Below are 15,511 nucleotides of genomic sequence, written 5' to 3'. Positions count from 1 at the left end.
TTTTTATCTTTATTTGGTCTTTTTTTGTGCAGAAGAGTCTGTTTCGACTTTTATTTTCTTTTTCTTGTCGCCAAACATATGTTCGAAATCGCGTGTATAGGATAAACTTACTCCCATCCTATTACGTCTACCAAGACCAGAAGCTGCAGAACTCCCAATATCTAGACTACTTCTATTAAATATAATAGCTCTTAATTTTCGATCCTTAGATAAAACAATCTGAACAGATATATCTGGTAACCATTGGAAATTGCCTGTAGATGAGCTTGCTGCAAGATTAAAATCTAAGTCCCCTCCCACTGTAATAATGACTTTACCATTCAATATACTTTGGTTCAATTTTAAATTGACGGCTTGCCTATCTAATTTAGCTGATGCGGCATTACCCCCATACCAACTGGCGCTAGAGTATGTTGATGTACTTAAATCAAATTGTAAATCTCGACTACCTGTTAATTTGTATAAAACACCCGAAACTAATTTATTAAATTCAGAAGTAATGATGGATGAAATTGAATTTACGCCTACGGATGCAAAATTAGTTGCAGCACTATTAGCTCCGTAAGGTGCAAAACTTCCAAATACGATCAAGTAGGTAACTTGCTTCAACATTTCATTATCATCACTAGCCAAACGATTTAAGAATAATGCGAAATCTGGATCATTTTTAATCGTACTTCCTGTAGGGAAATCTAAGTGAAATTTAATATCAGGATGCATCAATTTGCCTGTAAGTTGAGCAATTACATAAACGTCGCCACGGTAACCACGTACATTACCGTTGATAATATTACCCGTCTGAGCACTGACCAAATCATTCAAACTTACATGCGTTGCTGTATAACTTGCATCGATACGGATATTCGCATTATAAGGATCTCCCGTCCATTCAATGTAGTTATTTCCATTTTCCATTAGATCAAAAGGTTTTTTGATAAACGATTGGAAATTAAAGTCATATCGACCTTTTTCAATATTATATCGACCTTTCATCGTCATACTACCTTCCGCCGGAACATGTATGTTTAATTTTCCACTACCTGTTGCTTTAATCACATCTCCCGTCTGTGCATCCATAATCACATCGATATTAACAAGATTATTTGCAGTAAGATCAAGATCAACGGTAATTTGTCCTGGAATTTTTGGTTTTTTATTTCCGTTATTTCCATATTGTTTGAATATGATATAATCAACATTGGAACTTTCACGACTGCTTGTCGTAGGTATATATATGTGTGAACTATCGGCGGCTTCCACACCTACATACATTTGCATATTTTCTTGTGGACCCTTAATCGTAAATTGTCCCTTACAAAAAGCCCGACCGTAAAACATCGGGTTGTCCTTGGCTTGTGTATTAAGTGCTAATAGTTTATCCGTAGTGATATTGATGTCAAATTTCATATCATCCAAAGCATTTTCATATATAATACCCTGAACGTTGGCTATATTTTTCTTTTCATCTCTCAATGTCAGATTACCCATATCAATTCTGTCTGGATAAAAATTGATCGTTGCGCTATCCACCCAATAATGAACTTGCGTGTAGATAACGGTCAATTCTGCCTTTTTTAAATGCGTGATCCCAGTTATAACTGGACTTTTGAAAGAGCCTCCAATATGCAGTTGGCCTTCAGATTGACCTGACATATCGGTAAATAAAGAACTTAAAAATTGATTCAAAATAAAAATCCTCGCATCAGCAAGCTCTATATTGGCATTAAGAGGGGATTGTGCGGTATCGCTCGTATTATAATCTCCATGAATTCCAAAATGATATTTTTCATTATCAGAATTTACTGTGTAATTCACCAATTTAGATTTGGGATTAAAATGGCCTTTAATATTTACTATCCCGACAGAATCATCATTTAGTTTAAATTCCTCTGCCTTAATGTTAGCGTCTATATTGAATTGTCCAAAGAAATTGTGCATGACAACTTCGCCATTGGCAATACCATCTAATTTTGGATTTTTCAAAACTAAGGGTGCAAAGTCTCCTATGCTGATATTTTTCATTATGACTTTAAGGTCATTACTTTTTTTATCAGGATCATTGGATGTCTCGACGACTAATTCTTGTAATCCTTGACTGAATTTTACATTTTTTGCAGAGGCAAATTGTTTTCGGATAATGATTTCGCCTTCTTTATCAATATTCCATTTTTTGTTATTCAGAATAAAAAAAGAGGGTTGTACATCTATTTTTACACCATCATTTAAGGTGTACACATCTGCCATCAAATGGGCATCATCCAAGGATGAACTCGCTTTGGTTTTTAAGTCAACGGTAGAGTGGTCACTGATGGACTTGATATTCAACTCTGTATTAGGGAAATAAAAGCTATCGCTGGTAAAAACAGAATCAACTTGTCCATTTATTGCTAGAGTGTTCAAGTCGCCTCTTCCTACGATATCCGTTCCTCTAAATTTATTTCTCTTTATATTAAAATCAGGAACATGTGCTTTTACATAAAAGACATTAGAATCAATTGTATTGATACCCCCTATTAATTCCGCACTATCCAATCCTGAAAATCCGGGAAAAAATAATTCTGTATATTTTGTAAAATTACGAGTATCAATGGTTAACAAAAATTTTTGATCCAATGGAAAATGCTGAGGCTCACTTATAATCGATGGATAATACTGATGCAAAAAAGATTGAAAACTATTCGGAAGATCCAAAACTTTGTACTTGCCACGTAATCTAACGTCAAATTCGTTGCTTTGAATTGTCAGTTGTTTGCGTTGAGCATCTAGTTGAGATGCTTGAATGGACAGGGAGTCAAAATTAAGTTTGAATGTATCTTTTTTTAGACTTGCATTCAGAATTTTGGCACTACCAATGTAATTATCGATATTATTCCCTTCAAAATCTAAGTCAAATAGACCTGTGAGAATAAAATTTTCTTTTAATAAATTTAGTTTTTGCAGATGAGCATTTTGCAAATCACCAATGACATTAAACTTCGGCGCTTTTCCATTCAGATCAATTTGAATATTACTTAACAAGTTGATATTGGTATCCGAAATATTCAAGGTGCCGGTGAAATATTTTTTCTGAATTACACCATTTACATCTATGTCCGAGTAAGGATAACCATTTAATTTAATGGAATTAAAATGTCCATTTAGTGATGAGCGTGCTTGGCTGAGCTTATAACTTGAGCCTTTAAATTCACCATGGAAATCTACTTCGCCGATTACGGGAGAGTGTACAAATTTGCCTAAATTAAATTGACGAGTCGTTATATTACCAGAATAAGTGGGTTCTCCAACTTCCGGAAAGGTCATTTTGGCTTTTACATAAGCACTACCAATAGCTGTGCTAAAATTACCTTCCGTAAAAAAATCATGTGGTGTTCCTTCAAATCTACCTCGATATTGCATGACGCCCATGGCATCTAAGTCTGGGCTTGTTAGTGTTTTGAAACGTTCCACTATTGGTGCTGCCTCTAATCTCGTCGTTTGTAAATTTAGGTTTTCAAATTGCAAATGTGACGTATCCAAATTGGGAAAACCACGCATACGTAGATCTCCACTTAAGAATGTATGCTGATCTAATCGCATCACAATACCTTTTGCTTTGAAATCACGTACTGTTCCGAAAAGATGGAGCGACATATCGATACGCTTTTTCCAAGATTTTAGACTAGGTTCAATATAGGCAATGTCATCGGTGTAGGCGGTACTATGCAAAAAACGAACATCCAGATTGATATTTGTTTCAAATTCGCCCATGTCATCATTAAAATCATGAAAATGAAATGCCAAATAATTTCGCAGATTACTTTTGTTGATCGCTAAATCAAATCTTTGAAATTCCATGATGGAAGGCGTCAATTTGAAATTCGCCTTTAAATGTTTGATGATGATGCCAGAGCGCTCATGCGCTGCAAGATTCATGCGAGCTGTGATGGTATCTTTATTAAATTTGAAATTGGCCGCTGAAAGATTCACCTTGGTAAATTGAAGGTGATGCGTATCAAAATACGGATAGGGTTTACGGTTTTTCAACTGTTTGAAAATGGTAATGCTGCTATTTTTCAGATTGAGGCTATCTATCTCAAGTGCAATATCCCCTTTATTGAAATACATCCCCGTTCTAGGCTTTTCAATAGTGGGTTTTCTCGGTTTGAGTGCATGATAATCATATAGATAAAAATCTAATTGATTGATAAATAAAGAATTAAGGGTGTATTTCTTTTTCTCTAAATCAATCTCTCTCGCATCACCCACAAATGATCCGAAATGGACGCGCATATCCTGACCATTCCAACGATCAATTTTATCAAAAGTGACATTTTCAAAATCCACTTTATGCAAATCGAGATCGATTGGTTTGGATGCAGTTTTTTCCTTTTTGGGAGAGGCAAAATGATCGATGATGAACTGATAATTCCAAACAGAATCTTGCAAGCGATTGATATGGATTACTGCATTTTGCAGACCTATATATCCTATGGAAATATTTTTCTTAAGAAAAAACCAATCCGAAATACGCAAACGAAACGCTCCTGCATATAAAATGGTGTCTTTGCGAAGATCGCGCACCATCATTTTCTCCAAGTTCATTTTATCAAACAAAGAGAAGCTTACATGTTGTATACTTACTTCAGTATGTAACTCGTCTGATATTTTTTTGGATATTTTTTTTACCAAAAAATTCTGAACGGTCTCCGTTTGAATCAAGAGCCATACTAATAAGATAACACCGAATAAACTGAGAAAAATCCGCCCTAATATTTTAAATAAAGACTTCAATCTGCGATATACGTATTTGTTTTCTATCTATTTACACAAAAATAAGCGGACAAAATCTTTTAAATATTAATTCTTCAATTTAATTCGGCAATATTTTACATTACTTCTAACGTCTTCGAACTTTTATTTTGCATACTTTGTAAAAATCTCTTTTTTTCTTCTTCCAAATCAGAAACTTTTTTCTGAAGTTTTAATATTTCAGAATGATTCGTCAACATTAGATTTTCCAATGCAGATGTGCGTTTCTTTTTATTGTTTTTGAGGATGTATGAGGTTAGCAATCCAACAACTACACCTGCAACAAATATTAATATACTATTAACCATTTTGCTAATATAGGTTTAGAAATAGGGGACAAAATTAACAATTAAATATTACTATTATAAAATATATTCAAATTACTATTATACAACTTATTAATCAATTGGTTTGATTTACATTTATTAAACTCAAATATTGCAATAATAATGCCTTATTATAAGCTGGACATTGAAAATAAAATCTCAAACTAGGTATCGTATACAAAATTGCTTTAAAAGGATTAGTGAAATATGTATTCATACAGCCCACAAAAAAGGTAAAATCCGTTTTTTGTAAATTATTTAAATTAAATGATTTGAAAAATGGACGATCCTCTTTTTCTCCTAACCAGATCAATGCCGTATGCATAATTATTTGATCCAACTCAATATTTGACTGCTTAATTTGCGCTTGTAAATCTTCAATTAATTGTTTGCGATAAGGTTCCAATTGTGGAATATTGTATTTCCCCATTAATCGTGCGATGTGATATAATAAAATAGGCGACCGTCCATAATGTGGAGAAATGTAGGTCGGATGATGCAAGTATTCTTTATCGGCAATCATACGTTCCAACAAATATATGGTAGCAGAATCCGTACTATTCAAATTCTGAACGTAGGAAAATCTGTAATAAAGGACATTAGTTAATACGCAAAAATCAAAATCAACGGGCATTCTATAACCAAACCAAGTAGAATACGCAGGTATTTGTTTGTATTTTTTGAAAGTGTTCTTTATTGTTTTTTTGCTTTTATTGGCGCTAGCCACCATCAATTTTTCCAAAATTTTTCGAGTTGAATCTGATACATTATTTTGAAAAAGGAAATATAAAACGGTATCATCCAGATCATCTGGAAGCGAATTAATATGTTTTAAAGGTTGTATGGCTTTTGCACCCGGAAATAACTCAACAGGATTTGTCCTCCAAAAATTATAAGTAGGGCGACCGCTTATGTGTTGAAATTTTGGATAGGAGATAGTTGCATTTTGCATGATTTGATGACATAGAAATTGCACGCTGTCATCTTGTATTCTATCGGCTATATCTTTTAGCGTAAATCCAATTAATCCTGTAAAAAAAATATTATTGTCTGGTTTAGAAATAGTCCTATTGTTTCCATTAAAACGGAAAGATTTGAATGTTCCTTTTTGAAAAAAACTATCAGAAGTAACTTGATCGGCTTGTAATTCATGTAATAATTTTCGCATTGCTGCGATATTATTTTGTCCAAATGTATAAATCGAGAAAAACAGGATACTCATCGTACCCAGACAGATTTTTTTACAAAATGTTTTTAATCCATTGTTTTTCATAACAAACCTTGATGCAAAACCAAATATTACTCCATTTTTCCATGTCGACAATCAATGCTTTTCTTGCAAGTATTGATAAGTCAGGCAATGATGTTTGATTATTTTGAATATTTTTCAAATTGTCAATGGCTACATAGCCAAATGCACAAATATTCATCAGGGCAAAATGCAATTTTTCTCTTCTTTTGGGAGATAATTGAAGTGCAAAAATATTCTTAATTAATTGATTGACAAGTGAATTAAAATAATTTTCAAATTGATTAACGTCCTTCAATTTATTTGGAATAGTTTGCGATTTTTCCTGTAAGTCTTTGAATATGTCAAACAAATCGTTGATTATTTGAATAATAGATCCGATGGCGAAATAGACATTTTCCAATTTTGTGGTCATGGAAATATCCAAATAATAACCAGAAATCAAGACGGAATAACCACCTTTGTCTTCCGTTATTTTCTTTAATTTTTCCTCTGGGATTGCCTCTAATTCCGCTTGTGCAAATGAGTCAATTTGTGATTGAAACAGCAGATGAGATATTTGAATATATCTTTCTTGATCCCGAATTTCACTCAACAAAAATTGATGCGAATATAAAAAAAGCGCTTCCTCAAAATTTTGTGGTTGGAAAGTATTTTGGTGGAAAGAAATGTCCCGTAGTCGTTCCAAATCAAAATCCATTCTATCACAAAAATCATCAAAAAGCGAACTACAGATGAAGTAATGAACCATTCGCATTTTTTCCTGTTCGGTCGTATTTCTTCCTTCTATTTGCGTAAATGCATCTGCAAACATGAGTACGTAAATCGAATAGCTTTTTGCTATCTTTTCAAATGTAAATGGATCAATTTTTCCCTTAAATTTCGATTCTAATTCATGCAAAAGCTTGACTGCACGATGATATTCTCTTTTTCTGAGGAAGAGAATATGCGATAATCTTTGCGCCAATAATTTTGAAAAAATAGCTTTTCGAAACATTTATATAAATAGACTCGTAAATGAATATGCCACCAATCTCAAGAAAATGAGGAAAAATATTCCCAATAACATGATGATTTTCAATTGGGTACTTGCTTGATGATAATCTTTCGGATTTTTAGCATTCAAAAAACTAATGAGAAAATATACAATCGGGAATACCAACAACGCAATGATATAAACGGCGAATAACCATATCTGCATCGTATAAAAAACGTATCCGAAATAAGTAACTGGTAACACTAATAAGACCGTAAAAATCGTTACGACGAATTTTGATTTTTTTTCTCCTAATGCAATTGCGAGCGTATTGGCTCCTAGTGCTTGATCTCCTGCTCGATCTTCCAAATCTTTAACAATCTCTCTTATCAAACAAGTCAAAAATGAAAAATAGAAATAGATGATGCATAACCACATCCATAATTCAGAAACCAAAAAACTTTTAAAATAAATAGGTAAAAAGCAATATAAAATCGGAGCACTCGTCACTAATGCCACCACGAAATTTCCAATAAAAAAGGACTTTTTCCAATATTTTGAATAGAAATAGAGTAAAATATTGATGGCAGTTGTCATTGCTGTTATCCAAAAGGATGCCCATTGAGTATCACAATAAATGGAGAGGATTTCTGTGATGATCAACATAAAAATGTACACAGATTTTCCCATTTTTGGCGTAATATATTTACCCAAAATCATTTTGTCAGGCTTATTAATCTGATCAATCGCCACGTCAAAATAATCGTTGATAATATAACCTGCAGCTGCGCAAAGCACACAGATAACCACAGTTATAGAAAAAATCTCATCAAATGGCGTCCACATCAACAATTGTCTGTTGATGCAGATATAAAATAGCCATTGCGTCAATGCGATTACTAAAAGATTGGGCCATCGAACTAATTTTAGATAATAACTTATGGCCTTCATATTTTGATTGAGTTGTTACGCATGCAAATATAAAGAACTGAATTTCTTATTCTTCGATATATACGCGTTTGATTCTTTGCCCTACGCTGGTAAGCACTTCATAAGAAATCGTACCAATTTTAGAGGCAACATCCCAAACGGGTAGATTTTTCCCAAATATTTCCACGGAATCGCCTTCATGTACATTGTCAATATCGGTAATATCAACCATGGCCATATCCATGCAGATATTTCCAATAATCGGCGCCAATTTCCCTTGGATAAATACCGATCCATTGAGATTTCCCAATTTACGATTTAAACCATCCGCGTATCCAATTCTAATAGTAGCGATTTTGGAATCTCTATCCACTTTTCCGCGACGATTATAACCAATCGTTTCGCCAGCTTTTACATGATGAATCTGTGCAATTGTTGAGATAAGCGTTGCGACAGTTTCCAAAGTTTCTTGATGTAAAGACGAACTATCCACTCCATATAAACCAATACCTAAGCGTACCATATCAAAATGATATTCAGGAAAGCGAATAATTGCGGACGAGTTGGCAATATGACGAATGAATTTATAGCCAATACCCTTTTCTAAAATTTGAATTGCTTCTTTAAAGATATGTGCTTGATGATGTGTAAATTCATCTTCATTTGGATCTTCACTCGCTACAAAATGGGTAAATGCAGACTTGACAACCATCGTATTATTTTCATTCAAAAGGGCAACGATTTTATCCATTTCTTCCAATTCAAAACCCAATCGATGCATTCCGGTATCAATTTTCAAATGAATTGGGTAGTTTTTAATTCCCTGATTCACCAAAAAATCATGAAATGCATAATAAATTTTAAATGAAAAAATATTGGGTTCTAGGTGGTGAATAACAATGGTTTCAAATGCTTCTTCGTCAAAATTCATCACCGCAATGGGAATGCTAATGCCAGAATTGCGTAATGCAACACCTTCATCTGCATAAGCCACCGCCAGATAATTGACATGGTAAAATTGCACCATCGTAGCCACTTCAATACTGCCACTTCCATAGCCGGAAGCTTTCACCATTGCCATGATTTTGATTTCTGGCTGGATGTATTTGCGATATTCTTGAAGATTATGGGCAAGTGCTGGTATACTGATTTCCATACGTGTTTGATGCACTTGATTTTCAAGAATTTTTGCAATTTGTTCGAATGCATATTTGCGTGCACCTTTCAACAAAATGGCTTCTGCGCGTAAATTGAACGTTTGATAATTCGCTAAAAATTGTTCTACTGATTTTAGGCTATTTATTTTTTCAAATTTCCCATGTAGTAAATATTGTAATTTGTACCAAGCTGGGCCAATAGTAATAACGCGATAAATATCTTTTTGAGAAAGTAAATTGACAATCGTTCTATACAAATTTTCATCAAAATATGCTAGATCTGAAATAATAACCGTTTTGTGGATTTTCTGCTGTTGTAAAAATGACAAGGCAATTCCTAGTGAATTAATATCGAAACTATAACTGTCATTGATCAATGTACAATTGTTCAATGCAGGTTTGATTTCCAAACGCATATCAATCGGACGTAAAGATTGTATTCTTTCTGCAATCTTCTCCGCGGAAATATCCATGCAAATCAATGTAGCCCAACAAGTTATTGCATTTTGAATAGAAGCTTCATCTGTAAATGGAATAGCGATTTGATATTCTTCTTTTTTGTATTTGGCGTTTATTAACGTTTGGCTTTCTTTTACTTCAATATCCAAAATCTGTAAATCCGACTTGTCGTATTTGCCCCAAGTAAATAATTTGCAACTCAATAAATATTCGGCTAAATGCAATACTTCCGAGTTATCAGCAGGCAAAATAAGCAATTGGACATTCTTGAATAATTTGAATTTTTCTGCAATTTTTTCTGCACGATTTTTAAATCCTTCATCATGTGCTGTTCCAATATTTGTAAAAATGCCAATATTTGGCTGGATGATTTTTTCCAATCTTTCCATTTCTCCAGGTAAAGAAATCCCTGCTTCAAATATGCCAAGATTATTTTCAGGACTCATTTCCCATACGCTTAACGGTACGCCGATTTGAGAATTGTAACTGCGTGGTGTTCTAACGATTTCAAAATCACTGACCAATAATTGATTAAGCCATTCTTTTACAATCGTTTTTCCGTTGCTGCCAGTAATACCGATAACAGGAATATTGAATTTACTTCTATGAAATGCAACCAATAATTGTAATGCGTCTAATGGTTGATTTACAAAAATTAAATTGGCATTTTGAGAAACCACAGCTGCAATGTTTTTCCCTTTTTGAACGACAAAATTTCTTACGCCTTGATTAAATAATTCCGTTACGTAATTGTGACCATCACGTAATTTAGTTTCTATTGCAAAAAAAAGTGTCGTTTTGGGAAAATTCAGTCTGCGGCTATCTGTCAATAATTGCAGAATTTCTGCATTTTCATTGGAAAGTGAAACTGCTGCACTTGGCAAGAGCGAGCTAATATTTTTAATCGTATAAGACATATTCTAGTTGAAATGAATTTCCGTAAAAATAAAAGGTATTCCGAGATAGGAATACCTTTTTAATTATAAAATTTCTAAAAATTAAAAATCATCGTCTTCTTCGAAATTGTCATCGAATAAATCGAAATCATTACCGAATCCGTCATCGAATTTAAAATCATCCTCGTCATCTTCTTTTTTCTTAGCGCCACCTGGTGATTTTTTACCTTTTGAAGAAGATGAACTACCTGTAGATTTAGTTTTAGATTTTGGAATATCAAATTCATCAAAATCTGGATCCCAACTATCTTCTTCGTCAGATTTGTTCCAATCATCCTCCTCTTCAATGAAATCATCTTCGTCGTCATCGTCATCTTCCTCTTTTTTAGATTTAGCAGACGCTTTCGGCGTAGACTTTTTCTTTGGAGATTCATCGTCGAAGAAAAGTTCTTCGTCTTCCAATTCATTCTCTTCTTTTGAAGATTTCTTCTTACTGTCAGCAGGAGCTTTTTTAGGAGCTGGTTTTTTTGCTGCGTCTTTCTTTTCTTTATCGGATTTTGTTGCCATGGTTCTCAAAATTATCGCTGTAAAATTTCAACGAGTTTTTCACTCAAACAAATTTTTTTATAACTTTTTTATAAAATAATAATCTGATCTCTTCCTGGACCGTTGGAAACGAAGGACACTGGAGCTTTGATGTATTCGTTGATAAAGTTAATATATTCTTGCATAGTTTGTGGCAATTCATCTTTAGTTTTTAAAACTGTAGTATCAGAATGCCATCCTTTAAATGCTTTGAACTCTGGAACAATAGTCATTCCATCCATTTGGTAAGGAACTTCTGTTGTTTTTTTATCATTTGCATCGTAAGATACACAAGCTTCTAGTGTTTCAAATTTATCCAAAACATCTGCTTTTGTCATAACCACTTTGGTAACACCATTGATCATACAAGCAAATTTCAATGCTACAAGATCAATCCAACCGCATCTACGAGGGCGACCAGTTGTTGCTCCGAATTCACCACCAATTTGGCGTAATTCTTCACCAGTTGCATTTTCCAATTCTGTTGGGAATGGACCGCTACCGACACGCGTGCAATAAGATTTAGTAATACCGATTACGTCGCGGATTTTTTGAGGAGCGACACCCAAACCAGAACATACTCCAGCGATGGTTGTGCTAGAGGAAGTTACATAAGGATAAGTACCGAAATCAATATCTAACATTGTTGCTTGCGCACCTTCTGCTAATACCTTTTTGCCTTCGTTGATGGCATTGTTGATGAAATATTCACCATTCACAATGTTCAATGTACGTAAGAATTCAATTGCTTCGAAAAATTCATCTTCCCAAGCGGAAATATCTTCTGTAAAATGATAATTATCTAAAAGTTTCTGATGTTTTAAACGCAATTTGATGTATTGGCTGACGAAATTTTTATTCAAAATATCACCAACTCTCAATGCATTTCTACCTGTTTTGTCCATGTAAGATGGTCCGATACCTTTCAAAGTAGAACCAATTTTACCTTCACCTTTTGATAATTCAGATGCTTTATCCAAAGCGCGGTGTGTAGGAAGAATAAGGTTTGTTCTTTCAGAAATGAAAAGATTTTTTTTGAAATCAGCGCCGAAAGAAGCAACTGTTTCACATTCTTTTTTCAAAATTACAGGATCTAAAACGACACCACCACCGATAAGATTTACTGCATTTTGATGAAATATGCCAGATGGGATCTGGTGCAATACTACTTTTTTGCCGTCAACATATAATGTGTGACCAGCATTTGGTCCTCCTTGGAAACGAGCTACAATGTCGTAATTAGGTGCGAAAAAATCAACGATTTTGCCCTTACCTTCATCGCCCCATTGAAGGCCCAATATTACATCTACCATTATGAATGAAATGATTTGTGAGTGGCAAATGTAAATAGGCTTTTTGAATTTGAAATAGAATAAGCAAAAAGAATTGCAGATTTAAAATTTTCGGTCTGTCGTATAACGTACCAATTGCTCAAGTGCATCACGCGTTTCAGATACAGGATATTGTTGTAAAATTTGCAATGCTTCATCACGGAATTGAAACATTTTCTGTGTGGCATATTCCAATCCTTTGCACTGATTTACAGCATCTAATACAAATTGGATCGCATCTTTATCCGTATTCTTATTTTTAATGATATAAATGATTTTTTTACGTAGAGATGCTTCACAATTATTCAATGTATAAATGAGCGGAAGTGTTAATTTTTTTTCCTTGATGTCATTGGCTGTTGGCTTGCCCACATTATCCGAACCGTAATCAAATAAATCATCTTTTATCTGAAATGCCATACCGACTTTCTCACCAAAAGATCTTAGCTTTTCTGCATCTTCTTCTGTTTTGAAAGTGCTATATGCGCCAGCGCTACACGCAGATGCAATTAAAGACGCTGTTTTACCTTTGATAATGTCATAATAGATATTTTCGTCAAGGTTGAGTTTGCGCGATTTTTCGATTTGTAATAATTCACCCTCACTCATTTGGCTGACAGCTTGCGCCAATATTTTTAAAGTTTTAAAATCATCATTTTCCAAAGAAATAAGCAGTCCTTTGGATAAAAGAAAATCCCCAGCAAGCACGGCAACTTTATTTTTCCAAATTGCATTAATAGAAAAAAGTCCTCTTCTTTCCTCCGCCTCATCCACAACATCATCGTGGATAAGTGTCGCAGTGTGTAAAAGTTCCACCAATGTAGCTGCGCGAAAAGTCGGTTCGCTTATTTCCCCACCCAATCTGGCACATAACAACACAAACATAGGACGCATTTGCTTTCCTTTTTGCTTGATGATGTATTTCAAGATTTTTTCCAGTAAAGGAATTCTATTTTTTAATTGTTGGGATAAATAACTATTAAAAGCTTTTAAATCAGGTGCAATAATTGCTGGAACATTACTCATTCAAAACCGATATTTCACACAAAGAAACGATATAGAAAGGTCAACAGTACAAATTTCATAGGAAAATATATTGGACTATTTTAAAAAGATAAAGGTCTTTTAACAACTTGTAGATTAAATTTGCCCTATTCTTTCAAAAAATAAAGAAATATTATGGATTATCGTATTGAAAAGGACACACTTGGAGAAGTGAAAGTTCCTGCAAATGTTTATTGGGGTGCACAGACTGAACGTAGCCTTGAAAACTTTAAAATTGCACAGGATACAGATAAAATGCCGAAAGATATTATTCGTGCGTTTGCCTATTTGAAAAAAGCTGCAGCCCTTGCTAATGAAGAACTTGGAGTTTTACCTGCTGAAAAATCAAAATTAATCGGACAAGTTGCCGATGAAATATTAGATGGAAAATTGGATGATCAATTTCCATTAGTTATTTGGCAAACAGGTAGCGGTACACAGAGCAATATGAATGTAAATGAAGTTATTGCTAATCGTGCTAACATTATCAACGGTGGAAAATTGACTGACGATAAAAATGCAAGAGTACTTCATCCCAATGATGATGTAAATAAATCTCAATCTTCGAATGACACATTCCCAACTGCAATGCATATTGCGGCATATAAAATATTAATGGATGTAACGATCCCGGGTATTGAAAAACTAAAAAATACTTTAGTTGAAAAAGCAGAAAAATATATCAATGTTGTAAAAATTGGTCGTACGCATTTTATGGATGCAACACCATTAACATTGGGACAAGAATTGAGTGGATATGCTGCACAATTAAATCACGGGATCAAAGCTATTAAGAATAGTTTCACTCATTTATCAGAATTAGCATTAGGTGGTACCGCAGTTGGTACAGGTATTAATACTCCAAAGGGTTATGATGTTGTGGTTGCTAAAAAAATTGCCGAATTAACTGGATTGCCTTTCGTGACTGCGGTTAACAAATTTGAATCGTTAGCTGCGCATGATGCAATCGTGGAAGCGCATGGCGCTTTGAAAACTGTTGCTGTTGGTTTGATGAAAATCGCTAATGATGTAAGAATGTTGGCTAGTGGTCCTCGTTCTGGAATTGGAGAAATTCATATACCTGAAAATGAACCAGGATCTTCTATTATGCCGGGGAAAGTAAATCCAACACAATGTGAATCCATGACAATGGTTGCAGCACAAGTTTTGGGTAATGATGTAGCTATTAATATTGGCGGTGCAAATGGTCAATTTGAATTAAATGTATTCAAGCCCGTGATGATTGCTAATTTCTTGCACAGCGCAAGATTGATAGGAGATGTTTGCGTTAGTTTTAATGATCATTGTGCAATTGGTATCGAGCCAATTGAAGCAAATATTCAAAAACATTTGGAAAATAGTTTGATGTTGGTCACCGCATTGAATACACATATTGGGTATGAAAAATCCGCAAAAATTGCTCAAGCGGCGTTAAAGAATAATTCAACTTTGAAGGCTACTGCGATTGAATTAGGATATTTAACACCAGAACAATTTGATGAATGGGTGGTTCCTGCTAAGATGGTTGGTACTCCAGAAGTAAATATTTAAAATTTTCAAATAAGTTATCTTCTCCTTGTTAATTTATGATATATTTGTAAAAATTTGACAAATTTTCAATTTTTTTTAACATTTTACTGTTTTGGTACAGTATTTGAAAAAACGTTAATTAGTGGAATTTTATAATTTTTGTAACCTTTTTTAGGATAAAATTTGTGGAATTCCTTGATAGTTATACTTTTGCATAGTATTTATTGTTTGCAAAAAATT

10 protein-coding genes are annotated in these 15,511 nt (G+C 34.0%); 1 reads left to right on the top strand and 9 read right to left on the bottom strand.

What is annotated here, in order from left to right; translation table 11 throughout:
- Positions 1-9: 9 nt before the first annotated feature.
- The 9 genes from E0W69_RS16495 to E0W69_RS16455 all read right to left on the bottom strand — a co-directional run bounded on the left by E0W69_RS16495 (position 10) and on the right by E0W69_RS16455 (position 13,723).
- Positions 10-4,581, bottom strand: a complete 4,572-nt coding sequence (locus E0W69_RS16495) for a translocation/assembly module TamB domain-containing protein (RefSeq protein ID WP_131331136.1) — start codon at positions 4,579-4,581, stop codon at positions 10-12.
- 284 nt (positions 4,582-4,865) lie between these two features.
- Positions 4,866-5,096: a hypothetical protein gene (locus E0W69_RS16490; RefSeq protein ID WP_131331135.1), complete on the bottom strand. Its 231-nt coding sequence runs from the start codon at positions 5,094-5,096 to the stop codon at positions 4,866-4,868.
- 94 nt (positions 5,097-5,190) lie between these two features.
- A complete protein-coding gene (locus tag E0W69_RS16485; protein ID WP_131331134.1) occupies positions 5,191-6,387 on the bottom strand; it encodes a hypothetical protein in 1,197 nt (398 codons plus the stop codon).
- Positions 6,356-7,360: a hypothetical protein gene (locus tag E0W69_RS16480; RefSeq protein ID WP_131331133.1), complete on the bottom strand. Its 1,005-nt coding sequence runs from the start codon at positions 7,358-7,360 to the stop codon at positions 6,356-6,358. Before E0W69_RS16480 ends, E0W69_RS16485 begins: the two co-directional genes overlap by 32 nt.
- Positions 7,361-8,290 carry a geranylgeranylglycerol-phosphate geranylgeranyltransferase gene (locus tag E0W69_RS16475; RefSeq protein ID WP_131331132.1) on the bottom strand — a complete coding sequence of 310 codons (930 nt, stop codon included), beginning with the start codon at positions 8,288-8,290 and terminating at the stop codon, positions 7,361-7,363. It lies immediately after the preceding gene.
- 46 nt (positions 8,291-8,336) lie between these two features.
- Entirely contained in the window at positions 8,337-10,802 is a 2,466-nt protein-coding gene (locus tag E0W69_RS16470) for a bifunctional UDP-N-acetylmuramoyl-tripeptide:D-alanyl-D-alanine ligase/alanine racemase (protein ID WP_131331131.1), read from the bottom strand.
- A gap of 81 nt (positions 10,803-10,883) precedes the next feature.
- Positions 10,884-11,348: a hypothetical protein gene (locus tag E0W69_RS16465; RefSeq protein WP_131331130.1), complete on the bottom strand. Its 465-nt coding sequence runs from the start codon at positions 11,346-11,348 to the stop codon at positions 10,884-10,886.
- 68 nt (positions 11,349-11,416) lie between these two features.
- Positions 11,417-12,679, bottom strand: a complete 1,263-nt coding sequence (locus tag E0W69_RS16460; RefSeq protein WP_131331129.1) for an adenylosuccinate synthase — start codon at positions 12,677-12,679, stop codon at positions 11,417-11,419.
- 81 nt (positions 12,680-12,760) lie between these two features.
- On the bottom strand, positions 12,761-13,723 hold the full coding sequence (locus E0W69_RS16455) for a polyprenyl synthetase family protein (RefSeq protein ID WP_131331128.1): 963 nt from the start codon (positions 13,721-13,723) through the stop codon (positions 12,761-12,763).
- Between the two features lie 153 nt (positions 13,724-13,876).
- Between E0W69_RS16455 and fumC the strand changes: the two genes are divergently transcribed.
- Positions 13,877-15,292, top strand: a complete 1,416-nt coding sequence (gene fumC / locus E0W69_RS16450; protein WP_131331127.1) for a class II fumarate hydratase — start codon at positions 13,877-13,879, stop codon at positions 15,290-15,292.
- Positions 15,293-15,511 lie beyond the last annotated feature (219 nt).

The sequence above is a fragment of the Rhizosphaericola mali genome, assembly GCF_004337365.2.
Lineage (GTDB): Bacteria > Bacteroidota > Bacteroidia > Chitinophagales > Chitinophagaceae > Rhizosphaericola > Rhizosphaericola mali.
The sequence above is the reverse complement of the archived record's forward strand: the minus strand, read 5'-3'. Positions and strand labels throughout refer to the sequence as shown.

Excerpts from the sequence above, each read along its gene's own strand:
- E0W69_RS16485 (WP_131331134.1), bottom strand. The coding sequence starts at position 6,387 with ATGAAAAACAATGGATTAAAAACATTTTGTAAAAAAATCTGTCTGGGT.
- E0W69_RS16465 (WP_131331130.1), bottom strand. The coding sequence starts at position 11,348 with ATGGCAACAAAATCCGATAAAGAAAAGAAAGACGCAGCAAAAAAACCA.
- E0W69_RS16455 (WP_131331128.1), bottom strand. The coding sequence starts at position 13,723 with ATGAGTAATGTTCCAGCAATTATTGCACCTGATTTAAAAGCTTTTAAT.
- E0W69_RS16490 (WP_131331135.1), bottom strand. The coding sequence starts at position 5,096 with ATGGTTAATAGTATATTAATATTTGTTGCAGGTGTAGTTGTTGGATTG.
- E0W69_RS16495 (WP_131331136.1), bottom strand. The coding sequence starts at position 4,581 with ATGAACTTGGAGAAAATGATGGTGCGCGATCTTCGCAAAGACACCATT.
- E0W69_RS16460 (WP_131331129.1), bottom strand. The coding sequence starts at position 12,679 with ATGGTAGATGTAATATTGGGCCTTCAATGGGGCGATGAAGGTAAGGGC.
- E0W69_RS16480 (WP_131331133.1), bottom strand. The coding sequence starts at position 7,360 with ATGTTTCGAAAAGCTATTTTTTCAAAATTATTGGCGCAAAGATTATCG.
- E0W69_RS16470 (WP_131331131.1), bottom strand. The coding sequence starts at position 10,802 with ATGTCTTATACGATTAAAAATATTAGCTCGCTCTTGCCAAGTGCAGCA.
- fumC (WP_131331127.1), top strand. The coding sequence starts at position 13,877 with ATGGATTATCGTATTGAAAAGGACACACTTGGAGAAGTGAAAGTTCCT.
- E0W69_RS16475 (WP_131331132.1), bottom strand. The coding sequence starts at position 8,290 with ATGAAGGCCATAAGTTATTATCTAAAATTAGTTCGATGGCCCAATCTT.